General features: G+C 69.5%; 17 protein-coding genes. 13 read left to right on the forward strand and 4 right to left on the reverse strand.

Going from position 1 to position 17896, the window contains the following annotated elements; all coding sequences use genetic code 11:
• Positions 1-45 precede the first annotated feature (45 nt).
• A complete protein-coding gene (locus ACFV46_RS23025) occupies positions 46-1275 on the reverse strand; it encodes a DUF349 domain-containing protein (protein WP_361930891.1) in 1230 nt (409 codons plus the stop codon).
• A 135-nt stretch (positions 1276-1410) separates the two neighbouring features.
• Positions 1411-2235 carry a peptidylprolyl isomerase gene (locus tag ACFV46_RS23030; RefSeq protein ID WP_361930894.1) on the reverse strand — a complete coding sequence of 275 codons (825 nt, stop codon included), beginning with the start codon at positions 2233-2235 and terminating at the stop codon, positions 1411-1413.
• Between the two features lie 180 nt (positions 2236-2415).
• Between ACFV46_RS23030 and ACFV46_RS23035 the strand changes: the two genes are divergently transcribed.
• The 13 genes from ACFV46_RS23035 to ACFV46_RS23095 all read left to right on the forward strand — a co-directional run bounded on the left by ACFV46_RS23035 (position 2416) and on the right by ACFV46_RS23095 (position 16183).
• Positions 2416-3129, forward strand: coding sequence for an MBL fold metallo-hydrolase (locus ACFV46_RS23035; RefSeq protein ID WP_385499475.1), 714 nt, complete (start codon positions 2416-2418; stop codon positions 3127-3129).
• Between the two features lie 11 nt (positions 3130-3140).
• Positions 3141-4403 (forward strand): histidine--tRNA ligase, encoded by a 1263-nt coding sequence (gene hisS / locus ACFV46_RS23040; protein WP_385499476.1) that lies wholly within the window; start codon positions 3141-3143, stop codon positions 4401-4403.
• A 197-nt stretch (positions 4404-4600) separates the two neighbouring features.
• Positions 4601-5257: a vitamin K epoxide reductase family protein gene (locus ACFV46_RS23045; RefSeq protein WP_385499478.1), complete on the forward strand. Its 657-nt coding sequence runs from the start codon at positions 4601-4603 to the stop codon at positions 5255-5257.
• Positions 5258-5300: 43 nt separating this feature from the next.
• Complete coding sequence (locus ACFV46_RS23050) at positions 5301-6656, forward strand: replication-associated recombination protein A (protein ID WP_385499481.1); 1356 nt, start codon at positions 5301-5303, stop codon at positions 6654-6656.
• A 292-nt stretch (positions 6657-6948) separates the two neighbouring features.
• Complete coding sequence (gene rpsD / locus ACFV46_RS23055; RefSeq protein ID WP_062674288.1) at positions 6949-7563, forward strand: 30S ribosomal protein S4; 615 nt, start codon at positions 6949-6951, stop codon at positions 7561-7563.
• Positions 7564-7729: 166 nt separating this feature from the next.
• On the forward strand, positions 7730-8215 hold the full coding sequence (locus ACFV46_RS23060) for a DUF948 domain-containing protein (protein WP_385499483.1): 486 nt from the start codon (positions 7730-7732) through the stop codon (positions 8213-8215).
• A gap of 8 nt (positions 8216-8223) precedes the next feature.
• A complete protein-coding gene (locus tag ACFV46_RS23065; protein ID WP_062674292.1) occupies positions 8224-8574 on the forward strand; it encodes a hypothetical protein in 351 nt (116 codons plus the stop codon).
• Complete coding sequence (alaS, locus tag ACFV46_RS23070; RefSeq protein ID WP_385499484.1) at positions 8574-11246, forward strand: alanine--tRNA ligase; 2673 nt, start codon at positions 8574-8576, stop codon at positions 11244-11246. The genes ACFV46_RS23065 and alaS overlap by 1 nt, the downstream gene beginning before the upstream one ends.
• 35 nt (positions 11247-11281) lie before the next feature.
• A complete protein-coding gene (ruvX, locus tag ACFV46_RS23075; protein ID WP_055623832.1) occupies positions 11282-11746 on the forward strand; it encodes a Holliday junction resolvase RuvX in 465 nt (154 codons plus the stop codon).
• A gap of 536 nt (positions 11747-12282) precedes the next feature.
• Positions 12283-14019 (forward strand): endolytic transglycosylase MltG, encoded by a 1737-nt coding sequence (gene mltG, locus ACFV46_RS23080; RefSeq protein WP_385499485.1) that lies wholly within the window; start codon positions 12283-12285, stop codon positions 14017-14019.
• A gap of 28 nt (positions 14020-14047) precedes the next feature.
• A complete protein-coding gene (locus ACFV46_RS23085) occupies positions 14048-14884 on the forward strand; it encodes a shikimate dehydrogenase (protein WP_385499503.1) in 837 nt (278 codons plus the stop codon).
• Positions 14885-14939: 55 nt separating this feature from the next.
• Positions 14940-15281: a hypothetical protein gene (locus ACFV46_RS23090; RefSeq protein ID WP_385499486.1), complete on the forward strand. Its 342-nt coding sequence runs from the start codon at positions 14940-14942 to the stop codon at positions 15279-15281.
• 90 nt (positions 15282-15371) lie between these two features.
• Positions 15372-16183, forward strand: a protein-coding gene (locus tag ACFV46_RS23095; RefSeq protein ID WP_385499504.1) for an IS5 family transposase whose coding sequence is annotated in 2 segments (ribosomal slippage) — positions 15372-15689 and positions 15692-16183 — 810 coding nt in all. Because the reading frame shifts where the segments join, the coding sequence is not laid out codon by codon here.
• 25 nt (positions 16184-16208) lie between these two features.
• Here the strand turns inward: ACFV46_RS23095 and ACFV46_RS23100 are convergent.
• Together ACFV46_RS23100 and ACFV46_RS23105 are read right to left on the reverse strand one after the other, a co-directional pair.
• Positions 16209-16658 (reverse strand): DUF6228 family protein, encoded by a 450-nt coding sequence (locus ACFV46_RS23100; RefSeq protein WP_385499487.1) that lies wholly within the window; start codon positions 16656-16658, stop codon positions 16209-16211.
• Positions 16659-16782: 124 nt separating this feature from the next.
• On the reverse strand, positions 16783-17787 hold the full coding sequence (locus tag ACFV46_RS23105; protein ID WP_385499489.1) for a hypothetical protein: 1005 nt from the start codon (positions 17785-17787) through the stop codon (positions 16783-16785).
• Between the last annotated feature and the right edge of the window lie 109 nt (positions 17788-17896).

The following is a 17896-nucleotide window of genomic DNA, read 5'->3' on the forward strand; positions in this document are numbered from 1 at the left end:
CGCGATGTACGGGAGCCCCTCTCGCTTCGGCGCGGGCGGCTGAGATCAGCCGCCGAACTCCTGCAGACCCTTCAGGGCCGTGTCCAGCAGGGCCTGACGGCCCTGAAGCTCACGCTCCAGCTTGTCGGCCTTCGCGTTGTTGCCCTGGGCGCGGGCCTGCTCGATCTGGCCCTTCAGCTTGTCCACGGCGGCCTGGAGCTGACCGGTCAGCCCCTCGGCACGCACCCGCGCCTCCGGGTTGGTCCGGCGCCACTCGGCCTCCTCGGCCTCCTGGATGGCCCGCTCCACGGCGTGCATCCGGCCCTCGACCTTCGGGCGGGCGTCGCGCGGCACATGGCCGATGGCCTCCCAGCGCTCGTTGATCGAGCGGAAGGCGGCGCGCGCGCCCTTCAGGTCGCCGATCGGCAGCAGCTTCTCGGCCTCCTCGGCCAGCTCCTCCTTCAGCTTGAGGTTCTCCGCCTGCTCGGCGTCGCGCTCGGCGAACACCGAGCTGCGGGCGGCGAAGAAGACGTCCTGGGCGCCGCGGAAGCGGTTCCACAGGTCGTCCTCGTGCTCACGCTGGGCCCGTCCGGCGGCCTTCCACTCGGCCATCAGCTCGCGGTAGCGCGCGGCCGTCGGACCCCAGTCCGTCGAGCCGGACAGCGACTCCGCCTCGGCGACCAGCCGCTCCTTGATCCGGCGGGCCTCCTCGCGCTGCGCGTCCAGCTGCGCGAAGTGCGCCTTGCGCCGCTTGGAGAAGGCCGACCGCGCGTGCGAGAAGCGGTGCCACAGCTCGTCGTCCGACTTGCGGTCCAGCCGCGGCAGGCTCTTCCACGTGTCGACCAGGGCCCGCAGCCGCTCACCGGCGGCCCGCCACTGGTCGGACTGCGCCAGCTCCTCCGCCTCGACGACCAGCGCCTCCTTGCGGTGACGCGCCTCGTCGGACTGCTTCGCCCGCTGCTGCTTGCGCTCCTCGCGGCGCTTGTCGACCAGCTCCACGAGCTTGTCGAGCCGCACCCGCAGGGCGTCCAGGTCGCCCACCGCGTGGTGCGCGTCGACCTGCTCGCGGATGTGGTCGATCGCCGCCTGCGCGTCCTTCGCCGACAGGTCGGTGGTCTTCACTCGCTTCTCGAGGAGGCCGATCTCGACAACCAGGCCCTCGTACTTGCGCTCGAAATAGGCCAGCGCCTCTTCGGGAGAGCCTGCCTGCCAGGAACCGACGACCTGCTCGCCGTCGGCCGTACGCACGTACACGGTCCCCGTCTCGTCGACGCGGCCCCACGGGTCGCTGCTCACAGCGCCTCCTCCACATGATGCCTGCGAGGGGCTGGTGTCCCCCCGGGCATCGTCCACAGTTTCGTCACGGCCAACATAGGCGACCGGCGGGTTGCCTGTCCGCATCCCGCGCGACCGAAATTACGCAGTTGGGGCTCAGGATTTCGTGACCGTCGCCTTGTCGATCACGACCGTCGCGTTCGGTGCGCCGTCACCGGCCCCGGTGCTCTCACCGGCCTTCGCGATCTTCTCCAGCACCTTCATGCCGGAATCGGAAACGGTACCGAACGGTGTGTAGCTGGGCGGAAGCTGACTGTCCTGGTAGACGAGGAAGAACTGGCTGCCCCCGGTGTGCTTCTGGCCGGTGTTGGCCATCGCCACGGTGCCCGCGGGATACACGTTGTCCTTGAGGCTCTTGTCCTTCAGATTCTCGTCCGGAATCGTGTAGCCGGGGCCGCCGGTGCCGGTGCCCGTCGGGTCGCCGCACTGCAGCACGTAGATGCCGTTCGTGGTGAGCCGGTGGCACTTGGAGTGGTCGAAGTAGCCCTTGCCGGCGAGGAAGTCGAACGAGTTGACGGTGTGCGGCGCGGCCGACGCCTTCAGATCGATGTCTATGTCACCGCACGTCGTCGCGAGCTTCATCGTGTACTTCGCCGACTTGTCGACAGTGAGCTCCGGCTCCTTCTTCCAGGTCGCCGTCTTCACCTTGCCCTCGGCGGGCTTCTCGCACGGGTCCGGCGCCTTGCTCGGCGCGCTCTCGGTCGGCGTGACCTCCGCGCCCGCGTTCTGCTTGGTGCCGTCGTCACCCTTGAGGACACCCGTCGTGTACAGCGCGACGCTGCCGATGACGACCACCGCGAGCACCGACGCGATCACCGAGTTGCGCATGCGCGCCTTGCGACGGGCGTCCGTGCGCCGCTGCTGCTGCCGCAAGAACTTCTCCCGGGCGAGCTGACGCCGCCGCTGTTCCTGGCTGACCACCGGGTTCTCTCCTCATGCGTCGTATGTGTCGACCGGTACACATGTGCTCAGTGAGTCGACCGTCTGCGTGTGACCCGTACCGTATATGGGTTCGCTGAGTGTTCGGCAGCGCCGGTAGGCTCTGACCACAGGCGGAGTCCGCCGACAAACCACTCGTGTCGACACAAACGAAGGACGATCGTGCTCATTGCCGGGTTCCCCGCCGGGGCCTGGGGGACGAACTGTTATCTCGTCGCCCCCGCCCCCGGTGAGGAGTGCGTGATCATCGACCCGGGCCACGAAGCGGCCCCCGGAGTCGAGGAAGCACTGAAGAAGCATCGGCTCAAGCCCGTCGCCGTCGTCCTCACCCACGGCCACCTCGACCACGTGGCCTCGGTCGTCCCGGTGTGCGGTGCGCACGACGTACCGGCCTGGATCCACCCCGAGGACCGGTACATGATGAGCGACCCCGAGAAGGGGCTCGGCCGGTCCATCGGCGCGCAGCTGATGGGCGAGCTGACCGTCGGGGAACCGGACGACGTCAAGGAGCTGACCGACGGTGCCACGCTGGAGCTGGCGGGGATGGAGCTCACCGTCGCCCACGCGCCGGGCCATACCAAGGGGTCGGTGACCTTCGGCCTGCCCGAGGCGGCGGACATCCCGCCGATCCTCTTCTCGGGCGACCTGCTGTTCGCCGGCTCCATCGGACGCACCGACCTGCCCGGCGGTGACATGGCCGAGATCCTCGACTCGCTGGCCCGCGTGTGCCTGCCGCTCGACGACTCGACCGTGGTGCTGTCCGGCCACGGCCCCCAGACGACCATCGGCCAGGAGCGCGCCACCAACCCGTACTTGCGGCAGGTGGCCGCCGGCCCGGGAGCGAACGCCGAGCGCGCTCCCCGACGAGGAATGTGACGAGACCTTCCGTGAGCACCTTCAAGGCCCCCAAGGGCACGTACGACCTGCTGCCGCCCGACTCCGCGAAGTACCTCGCCGTGCGTGAGGCGATCGCCGCACCCCTGCGCAACTCCGGCTACGGCTACATCGAGACGCCCGGCTTCGAGAGCGTCGAGCTGTTCGCGCGCGGTGTCGGCGAGTCCACCGACATCGTGACCAAGGAGATGTACGCCTTCGAGACCAAGGGCGGCGACCGGCTCGCCCTGCGCCCCGAGGGCACGGCCTCCGTGCTGCGCGCCGCCCTGGAGGCCAACCTGCACAAGGCGGGCAACCTCCCGGTCAAGCTCTGGTACTCCGGCTCCTACTACCGCTACGAGCGCCCCCAGAAGGGCCGTTACCGCCACTTCTCCCAGGTCGGCGCCGAGGCGATCGGCGCCGAGGACCCGGCGCTGGACGCCGAGCTGATCATCCTGGCCGACCAGGCGTACCGCTCCCTGGGCCTGCGGGACTTCCGCATCCTGCTGAACTCCCTGGGCGACAAGGAGTGCCGTCCGGTCTACCGCGCCGCGCTCCAGGACTTCCTGCGTGGCCTGGACCTCGACGAGGACACCCTGCGCCGCGCGGACATCAACCCGCTGCGCGTGCTCGACGACAAGCGCGAGTCGGTCCAGAAGCAGCTCGGCGACGCCCCGCTGCTGCGCGACTACCTGTGCGACGCGTGCAAGGCGTACCACGAGGAGGTCCGCGAGCTGATCACGGCCGCGGGCGTCGTCTTCGAGGACGACCCCAAGCTGGTGCGCGGCCTGGACTACTACACCCGGACGACCTTCGAGTTCGTGCACGACGGTCTGGGCTCCCAGTCCGCGGTGGGCGGCGGCGGCCGGTACGACGGCCTGTCCGAGATGATCGGCGGCCCCGCGCTGCCGTCCGTCGGCTGGGCCCTCGGCGTCGACCGCACGGTCCTCGCCCTGGAGGCGGAGGGCGTCGAGCTCGAACTCCCCTCCACCACCAGCGTGTTCGCGGTCCCGCTCGGCGAGGAGGCCCGCCGGGTGCTGTTCACCAAGGTCACCGAGCTGCGCAAGCTCGGCATCGCGACGGACTTCTCCTACGGCGCCAAGAGCCTCAAGGGCGCCATGAAGAACGCCAACCGCAGCGGCGCCCGCTACACGATCGTCGCCGGTGAGCGCGACCTCGCCGAGGGCGTCGTCCAGCTCAAGGACATGGAGTCCGGCGAGCAGATCGCCGTCGGCGTCAACGAGATCGTCGCCGAACTGGAATCCCGTCTGGGCTGATTCCGCGAGCCGTCGGAAAGGAGGGGGACCGGCCGGGTCCCCCTCCTTTCCGCTGTTCCGGGGGTGTCCGGAACCGAACGCATGGGGCCGCTCACCCGTACGTCCTTATGCGCAGCGAACGGTGGGGACGCGTGTGTGTGCGGCACAATGTGCCCTGTCCGGGGAAACTCCAAGTCTCAAGTGACGGAATCGGCGTGATGAGCAAGACGACAGTCAAAGACGTCTCCACCGAGCCCGAGTCGGAGCCCGCACCGTCCGCCGCGCGGTCGGTCGGCGGCAGCCGGGCGCTCGCCCTGCTGCTGGTGATCACCGGCGCCGCGGGCCTGCTCGCCGCCTGGGTCATCACGATCGACAAGTTCAAGCTGCTCGAGGCCAAGGTCGAGGGGAAGACGTTCACCCCCGGATGCAGCCTCAACCCCGTCGTCTCCTGCGGCAGCGTCATGGAGTCCAAGCAGGCCGCCGTCTTCGGCTTCCCCAACCCGATGCTCGGCCTCGTCGCCTACGGCATCGTGATCTGCGTCGGCATGAGCCTGCTCGGCCGCGCCCGCTTCCCGCGCTGGTACTGGCTCACCTTCAACGCCGGCACGCTGTTCGGCGTCGTCTTCTGCGCCTGGCTGATGTACCAGTCCCTGTACCGGATCAACGCCCTGTGCCTGTGGTGCAGCCTCGCGTGGGTCGCCACCATCGTCATGTTCTGGTACGTGACCTCGTTCAACGTGCGCAACGGCCTGCTGCCCGCGCCGACCTGGCTGAAGAGCTTCTTCGGCGAGTTCACCTGGGTCGTGCCCGTGCTGCACATCGGGATCATCGGCATGCTGGTCCTGACCCGCTGGTGGGACTTCTGGACCAGCTGACGGCCCCGGTGGGGATGTCAGTGCGGTGATTTAGGGTTTCCTCGTGGAGCCCGATCTGTTCACCGCCGCAGCCGAAGAACGCCAGGAGAAGGACCCGACGAGCAGTCCCCTGGCGGTCCGAATGCGCCCGCGCACCCTCGACGAGGTCGTGGGCCAGCAGCACCTGCTCAAGCCGGGCTCCCCGCTGCGCAGACTCGTCGGCGAGGGCGCCGGGGGCCCGGCCGGGCCTTCCTCGGTGATCCTCTGGGGCCCGCCCGGCACCGGCAAGACCACCCTGGCCTACGTCGTCTCCAAGGCGACCAACAAGCGCTTCGTCGAGCTCTCCGCCATCACCGCCGGGGTGAAGGAGGTCCGCGCGGTCATCGACGGCGCCCGCCGCGCCACCGGCGGCTACGGCCAGGAGACCGTCCTCTTCCTCGACGAGATCCACCGCTTCAGCAAGGCCCAGCAGGACTCCCTCCTGCCCGCCGTGGAGAACCGCTGGGTGACCCTGATCGCGGCCACCACCGAGAACCCCTACTTCTCGGTCATCTCGCCGCTGCTCTCCCGCTCCCTGCTGCTCACGCTCGAACCCCTCACCGACGACGACGTCCGCGGCCTGCTGCGCCGCGCGCTCGGCGACGAGCGCGGCCTGAAGGACACCGTCGCCCTCCCCGAGGACACCGAGGAGCACCTGCTGCGCATCGCCGGCGGCGACGCCCGCCGCGCCCTGACCGCGCTGGAGGCCGCGGCCGGGGCCGCCCTCGACCAGGGCGAGAGCGAGATCAGCCTCCAGACCCTGGAGCAGACCGTCGACCGGGCCGCCGTGAAGTACGACCGCGACGGCGACCAGCACTACGACGTGGCCAGCGCCCTGATCAAGTCGATCCGCGGCTCCGACGTGGACGCCGCCCTGCACTACCTGGCCCGGATGATCGAGGCCGGCGAGGACCCCCGCTTCATCGCCCGGCGCCTGATGATCTCCGCCAGCGAGGACATCGGGCTCGCCGACCCCAACGCCCTGCCGATCGCCGTCGCCGCCGCCCAGGCCGTCGCCATGATCGGCTTCCCGGAGGCCGCCCTCACGCTCAGCCACGCCACCATCGCCCTCGCGCTCGCCCCCAAGTCCAACGCGGCGACGACCGCCATCGGCGCCGCCCTGGACGACGTGCGCAAGGGGCTGGCGGGCGCCGTGCCGCCCCACCTGCGCGACGGGCACTACAAGGGCGCGGCCAAGCTCGGGCACGCCCAGGGGTACGTGTACCCGCACGACCTGGCCGAGGGCATCGCCGAGCAGCAGTACGCGCCCGACGCCCTCAAGGACCGCGAGTACTACACGCCGACCCGGCACGGCGCCGAGGCGCGGTACGCGGACGCCGTGGAGTGGACCAGGAAGCACCTCGGTCGCAAGCGGTCCTGAGCACCCTGTAAACTGCCTCGAAGCGCTGTGTCCCGTGCTGTCAGAACGGGACGGTCAGCCGGAACCCCCAGCGGGTTCCAGGAGCGTCGCGCACCGATCGAATGGTGTCGCGGGCAGCCCACCACCCTCCGTCGTACGACGGGACCGGTCGGTGGGCCACTCGCGTGCTGCACGTTGTGCCCAGACCAGGGAGCGGCTGCCCACCCCGTCCGCGAGGGCGAGGAGGGTTTCCCCGGCTGCGGATGCGACCTCCCTCAACCCTGACGAGCCGAACACCGAGAAATGAGAGATCGTGGCGAACCAGTCCCGCCCCAAGGTCAAGAAGTCGCGTGCCCTCGGCATCGCGCTGACCCCGAAGGCCGTCAAGTACTTCGAGGCCCGTCCCTACCCGCCGGGTGAGCACGGCCGCGGCCGCAAGCAGAACTCGGACTACAAGGTCCGTCTGCTGGAGAAGCAGCGTCTGCGCGCGCAGTACGACGTGTCCGAGCGTCAGCTCGTCCGCGCCTACGAGCGTGCCTCCAAGGTTCAGGGCAAGACCGGTGAGGCCCTGATCATCGAGCTCGAGCGCCGTCTCGACGCCCTGGTCCTGCGTTCGGGCATCGCCCGCACCATCTACCAGGCCCGTCAGATGGTCGTCCACGGCCACATCGAGGTCAACGGCCAGAAGGTCGACAAGCCCTCCTTCCGCGTCAAGCCCGACGACGTCGTGATGGTCCGTGAGCGCAGCCGCGAGAAGACCCTCTTCTCCATCGCCCGTGAGGGCGGCTTCGCCCCCGAGGGTGAGACCCCGCGCTACCTCCAGGTGAACCTCAAGGCCCTGGCGTTCCGCCTGGACCGTGAGCCGAACCGCAAGGAGATCCCGGTGATCTGCGACGAGCAGCTCGTCGTCGAGTACTACGCCCGCTGATCCTTCGGCGGCTGCAGCACCCCAGCGCACCGGAGCCCGTCGTCTCCCCACCTCCCGGTGGGGCGGCGGCGGGCTTTCGCGTCCGCGGCGACGCGGCCGTGCGCCGGGGGTAATCCGGTACGGCGGCACATCACCGGCGCGATAGGCTCGGTGCACGACTTTTTCGATGCAGACCGATGCAGAGGCACGTATCAGGGAGCGGGTGCACACAGTGTCCGGTGGAGAGGTTGCCGGGATTCTGGTGGCGGTCTTCTGGGCGATCCTGGTCTCCTTCCTCGCCGTAGCGCTGGCGAGGCTGGCCCAGACGCTCAAGGCGACCACCAAGCTGGTCGCGGACGTGACCGACCAGGCAGTGCCGCTTCTCGCAGACGCCTCCTCGGCGGTGCGCTCCGCGCAGACCCAGATCGACCGGGTCGACGCGATCGCCTCCGACGTGCAGGAGGTCACGTCGAACGCCTCCGCGCTGTCGACCACCGTCGCCTCGACCTTCGGCGGCCCCCTCGTCAAGGTCGCGGCCTTCGGCTACGGCGTGCGCCGGGCCCTCGGCCGCAAGGACGGCGAGCCCGCCAAGGCCCCCAGGCGCACCGTGATCGTCGGCCGTACCGTGCCGGCCGCGCGGCGCGAGAAGCGAAACCGCGGGAAGAGGGACTGAGACCCAGCATGTTCCGCCGTACGTTCTGGTTCGGCACGGGCGTCGCCGCCGGTGTCTGGGCCACCACCAAGGTCAACCGGAAGCTGAAGCAGCTGACCCCCGAGAGCCTCGCCGCGACCGCGGCGAACAAGGCGCTCGAGGCGGGTCACCGCATCAAGGACCGTGCCGTGGGCTTCGCCCTCGACGTCCGGGACAACATGGCCCAGCGGGAGGCCGAGCTCCAGGAGGCCCTGGGCATCGACGAGCGCCCCGAACTGCCCGCATCCCGGCGGTACACCGCCATCGAGAACCACAAGCAGCCGAAGTCGTACGTCATCGACAGCACGACGTACACGAACAACCGGAATGAGGACCACTGATGGAGTCGGCCGAGATTCGCCGCCGCTGGCTGAGCTTCTTCGAGGAGCGCGGGCACACCGTCGTCCCTTCGGCGTCGCTCATCGCGGACGACCCGACTCTGCTCCTCGTCCCGGCCGGCATGGTGCCCTTCAAGCCCTACTTCCTGGGTGAGGTCAAGCCGCCCTTCTCACGCGCCACCAGCGTGCAGAAGTGCGTGCGCACGCCCGACATCGAAGAGGTCGGCAAGACCACCCGCCACGGCACGTTCTTCCAGATGTGCGGCAACTTCTCCTTCGGCGACTACTTCAAGGAAGGCGCCATCACCTACGCCTGGGAGCTGCTCACCACGCCCCAGGACAAGGGTGGTTACGGCCTGGAGCCGGAGAAGCTCTGGATCACCGTCTACAAGGACGACGACGAGGCCGAGCGCATCTGGCACGAGGTCGTCGGCGTGCCGAAGGAGCGCATCCAGCGCCTCGGCATGAAGGACAACTACTGGTCCATGGGCGTCCCCGGACCCTGCGGCCCCTGCTCCGAGATCAACTACGACCGCGGCCCCGAGTTCGGCGCCGAGGGCGGCCCCGCCGTCAACGACGAGCGGTACGTCGAGATCTGGAACCTCGTCTTCATGCAGTACGAGCGCGGCGAGGGCATCGGCAAGGACAACTTCGAGATCCTCGGCGAGCTCCCGAGCAAGAACATCGACACCGGCCTCGGCCTCGAGCGCCTCGCCATGATTCTGCAGGGCGTGCAGAACATGTACGAGATCGACACCTCCATGGCCGTCATCAAGAAGGCCACCGAACTGACCGGCGTGGCCTACGGCGACGCCCACGCCTCGGACGTCTCCCTGCGCGTGGTCACCGACCACATGCGCACCTCCGTCATGCTCATCGGCGACGGCGTCACCCCCGGCAACGAGGGCCGCGGCTACGTGCTGCGCCGCATCATGCGCCGCGCCATCCGGAACATGCGCCTGCTCGGCGCCACCGGCCCGGTCGTCCTGGACCTGATCGACACCGTCATCGCGATGATGGGCCAGCAGTACCCCGAGCTGATCACCGACCGCGAGCGCATCGAGAAGGTCGCCGTCGCCGAGGAGAACGCCTTCCTCAAGACGCTGAAGGCCGGCACCAACATCCTCGACACCGCCGTCAGCGAGACCAAGGCCTCCGGCGGCAAGGTCCTCGCCGGCGACAAGGCGTTCCTGCTCCACGACACCTGGGGCTTCCCGATCGACCTCACCCTGGAGATGGCCGCCGAGCAGGGCCTCTCCGTGGACGAGGACGGCTTCCGCCGCCTGATGAAGGAGCAGCGGGAGCGTGCCAAGGCCGACGCGCAGGCCAAGAAGACCGGCCACGCCGGCGCGGGCGCCTACCGCGAGATCGCCGACAGGACCGGTGCGACCGACTTCATCGGCTACACCGAGACCGAGGGCGAGTCCACCGTCGTCGGCATCCTGGTCGACGGCGTCTCCTCGCCGGCCGCCTCCGAGGGCGACGAGGTCGAGATCGTCCTCGACCGCACCCCGTTCTACGCCGAGGGCGGCGGCCAGATCGGCGACACCGGCCGCGTCAGGACGGACACCGGCGCCGTCATCGAGATCCGCGACTGCCAGAAGCCCGTCCCGGGCGTCTACGTCCACAAGGGCGTCGTCCAGGTCGGCGAGGTCACCGTCGGTGCCCGCGCCCACGCCTCCATCGACGCCCGCCGCCGTACGGCCATCGCCCGCGCCCACTCGGCCACGCACCTCACCCACCAGGCGCTGCGCGACGCCCTCGGCCCGACGGCCGCCCAGGCCGGTTCCGAGAACCAGCCCGGCCGTTTCCGCTTCGACTTCGGCTCGCCGTCCGCCGTCCCGACGGCCGTGATGACCGACGTCGAGCAGAAGATCAACGAGGTGCTCGCCCGCGACCTCGACGTGCGCGCCGACGTCATGGGCATCGACGAGGCCAAGAAGCAGGGGGCCATCGCCGAGTTCGGCGAGAAGTACGGCGAGCGGGTCCGCGTGGTCACGATCGGCGACTTCTCCAAGGAGCTGTGCGGCGGCACGCACGTCCACAACACCGCCCAGCTCGGCCTGGTCAAGCTGCTCGGCGAGTCGTCCATCGGCTCCGGCGTCCGCCGGATCGAGGCCCTCGTCGGCGTCGACGCCTACAACTTCCTGGCCCGTGAGCACACGGTCGTCGCCCAGCTCCAGGAGCTGATCAAGGGACGTCCCGAGGAGCTCCCGGAGAAGGTCTCCGCCATGCTCGGCAAGCTGAAGGACGCCGAGAAGGAGATCGAGAAGTTCCGCGCCGAGAAGGTGCTCCAGGCCGCCGCCGGGCTCGCCGAGTCCGCCAAGGACATCCGCGGCGTCGCGGTCGTCACCGGCCAGGTCCCCGACGGCACCACCGCCGACGACCTGCGCAAGCTCGTGCTCGACGTCCGCGGCCGCATCCAGGGCGGACGCGCCGTCGTGGTCGCCCTGTTCACCGTGACCAACGGCAAGCCGCTCACGGTCATCGCCACCAACGAGGCCGCCCGCGAGCGCGGTCTGAAGGCCGGTGACCTCGTCCGTACGGCCGCCAAGACCCTCGGCGGCGGCGGTGGCGGGAAGCCGGACGTGGCCCAGGGCGGCGGTCAGAACCCGGCCGCGATCGGCGAGGCCGTCGACGCGGTCGAGCGTCTCGTGGCGGACACCGCCAAGTGAGCTCCGACACACAGGCGAGCGGCGACGGCCGTGGCATGCGCCGCGGCCGCCGTCTCGCCGTCGACGTGGGCGACGCCCGGATCGGCGTCGCCTCGTGCGACCCGGACGGGATCCTCGCCACCCCCGTGGAGACGGTGCCGGGCCGGGACGTGCCGGCCGCGCAGCGCCGGCTGCGGCAGCTCGTCGAGGAGTACGAGCCGATCGAGGTCGTCGTCGGGCTGCCCCGTTCCCTCAAGGGCGGCGAGGGCCCGGCGGCGGTGAAGGTCCGGGGCTTCGCCCAGGAACTGGCCCGCATGATCGCGCCCGTTCCGGTCAGACTCGTCGATGAGAGGATGACGACCGTGACGGCCAGTCAGGGACTGCGCGCCTCGGGCGTGAAGTCCAAGAAGGGCCGTTCCGTCATCGACCAGGCGGCCGCGGTGATCATCCTGCAACAGGCGCTCGAATCCGAACGGGTGTCAGGCAAAGCACCCGGCGAGGGCGTCGAAGTGGTTATCTGATCGCGATACGGTAACGTTCCGCGCGATACGGCGGCGGTCGAACAGCCGCTGTACTTACGGAGACCGGACGGCATCTGAGCCCGATCGCTCAGGGACCGACCGTCTCGCGGTTCCAGGGACCGGTCACCCGCCCGGCCGGCCGGCCGGACCCGCCGACCACGGCGGTGACGAGGTGATCGGCCCCGGTCACCGCGTGGAGGAGGTGCGATCGGTGACCACGCTTCAGGTGCGTGGACGGACCCACACGGGCCGGGCCGGACAGGCCGGCCCGTGGCCCGTGCGTGGCCCGGTGCCGGTCGGACCACGAGTTCTAGGGGCGCACATCCACCAGGCAATGCTGCGGCGAGCCGTGTCCGGACGCGCGGGGCGCACGGACACGTCTGTCATGAACGGTGCTACGGCGCCAGGCCCTGACGGGCGACACCACGGGACCCACCTGCCACGACGGGCCGACGGCCACGGCCACCTCACCCGAGAGGAGGAAGGCACGCACGGCCTCGCACCCCACGGCGGACTCCGGCGTGCCGACCGCTCCGATGACTGAATACGGCCGGGGCGACGGCTCCGATCGCTGGCAGGACGATCCGCTGAACGGGGACGGCGGATGGAACGCCCAGCAGGGTGACCAGCAGGGCTACGGGCAGCAGCAGTACGCCGATCCGCAGCACCAGCAGTACGGGCAGCAGCAGTACGACCCGCAGCAGTACGCCGACCAGCAGTACTACGCCCAGCAGGCGCAGCAGCAGTACGGCGAGTGGAACGACGGGCAGCAGCACACCGGATACGGCCAGCAGCAGTACCCGCAGCAGCAGCACTACCCCCAGCAGTACACCGACCAGGGGCAGCAGCAGGGCCACGGGCAGCACCAGGGCCACGGCCAGCAGTCGTACGACGGCGGCTGGGCCACGGGCGGGCACCAGCAGCCCGCGTACGGCGACCCCGCGGACCCGTACGGGCAGCAGCAGGCCGCCTACGGCGGAGGGCAGCCCGACTACTACGGCACGCAGGACTCCTATCCGCCCCCGCAGCCGCCCAGCCGGCGCGCCGCCGAGCCCGGGCCCGAGCCGGACACCGGCTGGGACCCGGGCCCCGACCAGGGCGAACACGCCTTCTTCGCGGGCGGCGACCAGGACGATGACGACGACACCGACGAGCGTGGCGACCGGTCGGGGCGCGGCGGGAAGAAACCGAAGAAACGTCGCAGCGGACCGGCCTGCCTGGTCCTCACCCTGATCTTCGTGGGCGCGGTGGGCGGCGTCGGCTACTTCGGCTACCAGTTCTACCAGGACCGTTTCGGCCCGGCGCCCGACTACGCGGGCGACGGCAACGGCCAGCAGGTCACCGTCGTCATCCCCAAGGGCGCGGGCGGCTGGGTCATCGGCCAGAAGCTTGAGGCGGCCGGGGTTGTCGAGAGCGTCGCAGCTTTCGTCTCCGCGCAAAACGATCATCCGGATGGCCGCTCCATCCAGGACGGCGTCTACACGATGCAGAAGCAGATGTCGGCGGCCAGCGCCGTCGAGCTGATGCTCAGCCCCAAGAGCCGGTCCAACCTGATCATCGCCGAGGGCTCCCGGAACGTCGCCGTCTACGCCCTGATCGACAAGCGCCTCGGCGTCGCGGACGGCACCACGGCCGAGGTCGCGAAGAAGCAGTACAAGAAGCTCGGCCTGCCCGACTGGGCGCTGGACCACCCCGATGTGAAGGACCCGCTGGAAGGGTTCCTCTACCCGTCCAGCTACGCGGCCAGCAAGGGCCAGAAGCCGGCGACCGTGCTGAAGGAGATGGTCGGCCGGGCCACGAAGAAGTACGAGGAGATGGGGCTGGAGAAGAAGGCCGCCGGGCTCGGCCTCGACGGCCCCTGGGAGGTGCTCACCGTGGCCAGCCTGGCCCAGGCCGAGGGCACCAGCCACGACGACTACCGCAAGATGGCCGAGGTCGTCTACAACCGCCTCAAGCGCGGGAACCCGGAGACCTACGGGTCCCTGGAGTTCGACTCCACGTACAACTACATCAAGAACCAGAGCAAGATCGACCTGAGCATCGCCGAGCTGCGGCGCTACGACAACCCGTACAACACGTACTTCGTCAAGGGCCTGCCGCCCGGCCCCATCGACAACCCGGGTGAGGAGGCGCTCAAGGGCGCGCTGAACCCGACGAAGGACGGCTGGTACTACTTCATCTCGCTGGACGGCAAGACCAGCAAGTTCACCAAGACGCTGAAGGACCACGAGAAGCTGGTCGAGGAGTTCAACGCGTCGAGGAAGAAGAGCTAGGGATCACGCAGAAGTGAACGACTCCGCGATGGCCGCGACGGACAGGCGGTGCCGGGCGGCGGTGCTCGGATCTCCCATCGGGCACTCCCTGTCCCCGGTGCTGCACCGGGCCGCCTATGCCGAACTGGGGCTCACCGGCTGGTCGTACGACCGCTTCGACGTCGACGAGGCGGCCCTGCCCGGCTTCCTCGCCGAGCTCGGTCCCGAGTGGGCCGGGCTGTCGTTGACCATGCCGCTGAAGCGGGCCGTCATCCCGCTGCTCGACGAGATCAGCGAGACGGCCGCCTCGGTCGAGGCCGTCAACACCGTCGTCGTCACCGGGGACGGCCGCCGCGTCGGCGACAACACCGACGTCCCCGGCATGGTCGCCGCCCTGCGCGAGCGCGGCATCGAGGAGGTCGACTCGGCCGCCGTGCTCGGCGCCGGCGCCACCGCCTCCTCGGCGCTGGCCGCGCTGGCGCGTGTCTGCACCGGCGAGGTCGTGGCGTACGTCCGCAGCGAGGCGCGCGCCGCCGAGATGCGGCAGTGGGGCGAGCGGCTCGGCATCGAGGTCCGTACGGCCGACTGGGCCGACGCCGCCGAGGCGCTGCGCGCCCCGCTGGTGATCGCGACGACCCCCGCGGGCACCACCGACGCCCTCGCCCACTCCGTGCCCGAGCGTCCCGCCACCCTCTTCGACGTGCTGTACGACCCCTGGCCCACCGCGCTCGCGGCCCGCTGGTCGATGGTCGGCGGGGCCGTCGTCAGCGGCCTCGACCTGCTCGTGCACCAGGCGGTGCTCCAGGTGGAGCAGATGACCGGCCGCGCCCCGGCGCCGCTGGAGGCGATGCGAAAAGCGGGCGAGCGGGCTCTCGAAGCCCGCTAAGATCCGCTGAGTTCCGCAGGGGGCGGAGCAGTCTTCACAGGGGGAGCCCGACACCGTGTCCGCAGGCGTGCCGCTCGCGTCCGTCAAGAGCGAGATATTCGAGGCCGTCCTCCAGTTCATGCCGGACTGGATCCAGATCCCCGTCCTGGTCCTCATCGTGCTCGCCGTCGTGGGGTCCTGGGTCTACAAGGGCAAGCGCAAGCTCGACGAGCGGCGGGCGCGGCGCCAGGGTCGGGTGCCCGCCATGGCGCCCCAGCCGTCGCAGGCCAGGGGGGCCGACTTCCTCGGTCCCTACGCCCCCCAGCAGCAGCCGCCGCGGCCCGCGGGGCAGCCGAGTGGCGCGGACTTCCTCGGCTCCTACGCCCCGCCGCGGGACCAAGGCGACGGTCCCGTATGAGCTCTTACAGCGGCTAACACAATGAGATGGATTGCTGCTTGCTGATGACCGTGCCTACGGCGGGAGTTGAGCGTTCGGTCCCGTGTGGAGATGTCGCCGTGGGTTGTGCCGGATGAGCTGTGGGACCGTCTGAAGCCGCTGCTGACTCAGCGTGAACGGCGCTTCCGGCACCCGGGCCGCAAGCCGTTACCTGACCGGGATGTGTTGTGCGGGATTCTGTACGTGCTGCACACCGGGATCCAGTGGCAGTACCTGCCCAAGGAGCTCGGCTTTGGCTCGGGCATGACCTGCTGGCGACGTCTGCGGGACTGGAACGACGCGGGCGTCCGGCAGGCTCTGCACGAAGTCCTGCTCGCCGACCTCAACGCGGCCTCCCGACTGGACTGGTCACCTTGCGTGGTCGACTCGTCTCACGTCAGGGCGCTAAAAGGGGGCAGCACACGGGCCCGTCGCCGGTCGACCGGGGCCGAGCCGGCTCGAAGCAGCGCCTGATCACCGACGGGCACGGCACCCCGCTCGCAGTCGTGCTCACCGGCGGTAACCGCAACGATGTCACTCAGCTGCTGCCTCTGCTCGACGCGATCCCACCGGTTCGCGGCCGGGTCGGCCGGCCCCGCCGCAAACCCGATTCGCTGTTCGCCGACCGCGGCTACGACCACGACATCTACCGCAACCAGGTCCGCGATCGAGGCATCGTGCCAGCGATCGCTCGATGTGGTGCCCGACACGGCACTGGTCTGGGCGTCTACCGGTGGGTGGTCGAGAGGACATTCGCCTGGTTGCACGGCTTCCGACGTCTACGGATGCGCTGGGAACGGCGGGCCGACATCCATGAAGCGTTCCTCAGACTCGCCTGCTGCCTGATCACTCATCGACAACTCGGCGCCTTGCGCCGGCCATAGGCGACTGACGAACTGCCTGCGCTCACTACGGCGGGTCCGACTCCAAGAAGGTACGCATCTCGATGGCAAGACTTCGCATGTCTTCCCCGGGAGCATGGATGGTCGTCATCTCGAAACGCCACTCGTCATCGGGGAGCCGGTCATGCAGCCCCCACGTCAACCGGACATGTGATCCTCCGTGCTCGGCAGCCAGCGACAAGTCACCCTCAAGAGAGCGCCAGGCCCTGGTGCCGTTCCATCCTCGAAACTCCTCTGCCAGTTCGGCAAGGAAGACGTCGAGGCCGTCACCGCCCCAGGTCCTCACCACGACTTCCATCCGCGCCGACTCACCTTGAGCTGTCACGAGGAAGTCGCGCATCGGGTCGTCACGCTGTTCCGGGAAGGAACGTGTCAGCTGGTGGAAGCGCAGGCTGATCGTTCGATAACGGTCACCTCCGACGCGGACAACCGGGCTGAGCTCGTCTTCCTCGATCACGTGTGCAGGCTACGGGCACGAGACTCCTTGTGACCAGGAGTTTTGCCCTTCCTGCCCGACACCGGTCTCCGGCGGAAGCAGACCGCTGCTTCGACGCGGTCATTGTGTTAGGAGCTATTAGTGATCAGCAAGGCTGACGTTCCGTGAGTGCCTTACGGCCCGTCTTCGTACGGACTGCTCGGTAGTAGAGCGGCTTCACGAATGAATACCGCCACGGGAGTGCCTCCGTAAAGCCGTCGACCTGGCGGAACTGCTCTCTGGCCGCCCTGTAGCGGCCCTGCCGGTACAGGAAGTACGCCAGCAGGTGCCGTACTTCCGGGAGCCTCGGGTGGTCCGGGTCAGCGAGTGCTGCGTCGACGAGCGCTGTGTCAACCAGTACACGTACCTGCTGGCTGCGAAAGCCGGCATCGCCCGTCTCGTCCGCATGGTTCTCGTACCAGGCGATCAGCGGCAGCACGGCCAGCAGGCTCCCCGGCGGCGCACCGGCGGCCGACTTCTCGGCGAACTCCCGCGCGAGCCGCTTCGAGCCTCGCCATTTCGCGGTCCAGTACTGGAGGGCACTACTGTGCGCTTCGAAGTGATGCGGCGCACGGGCTGTGATCTCGGACCACAGCGCATGCATCTCCCGGTTGGAGTAGCCCAGTCCGAGCGCCCTCCAGATCTCCGCGACGAGCGGGGTGGGATCGTCGGGGCGGAGTGCCAAGGCCCGCCCGATGTCGTCCTGCGAGGCCAGCAACTCCCGATGGAATCCCTCGAACTGGCTCTGCGACGTGCTGTGCGCACGTGCCTTGCCTCGTAGCTTCCACGCGTACAGGACTCTGGTGCGCGCCACCACGAGCGCGGCGTCTGGGTCTTCGGGGCGGGCCTCCTCCCATGCCTTCAGCCAACGGTCGCTCCTCCTGGCAGCGAGGTACCCCAACCGCTGGGCGTACAGGGAGCGGCGCTCCCAGTCCTGACCGGCGTCTTCGAAGAGCCGGGCGGCGGGCTCCCAGCGCCCTCGGGCGGCAGCCCTGCACGCGCGCTGCAACGGGGTATCGGGGCCGGCGAGGTAGGAGTTCTGCCATCGCAGAGGCAGCAGGCCGAGCCAGCACCAGAGCAACAGCAGGCAGGCGGGGACAAGGAGTGCCATGGTTGGGCGAATCCCTCCAGGAAGAGTGTTGCGACGCACAAAGTGGGGGGTGACGGCAGTATTCCCGTCGCAAGGGGAGGGGCGGCATGCGGGGTGCCGTTCCCCCAAG

It is taken from the genome of Streptomyces sp. NPDC059852 (assembly GCF_042731455.1).
Lineage (GTDB): Bacteria > Actinomycetota > Actinomycetes > Streptomycetales > Streptomycetaceae > Streptomyces.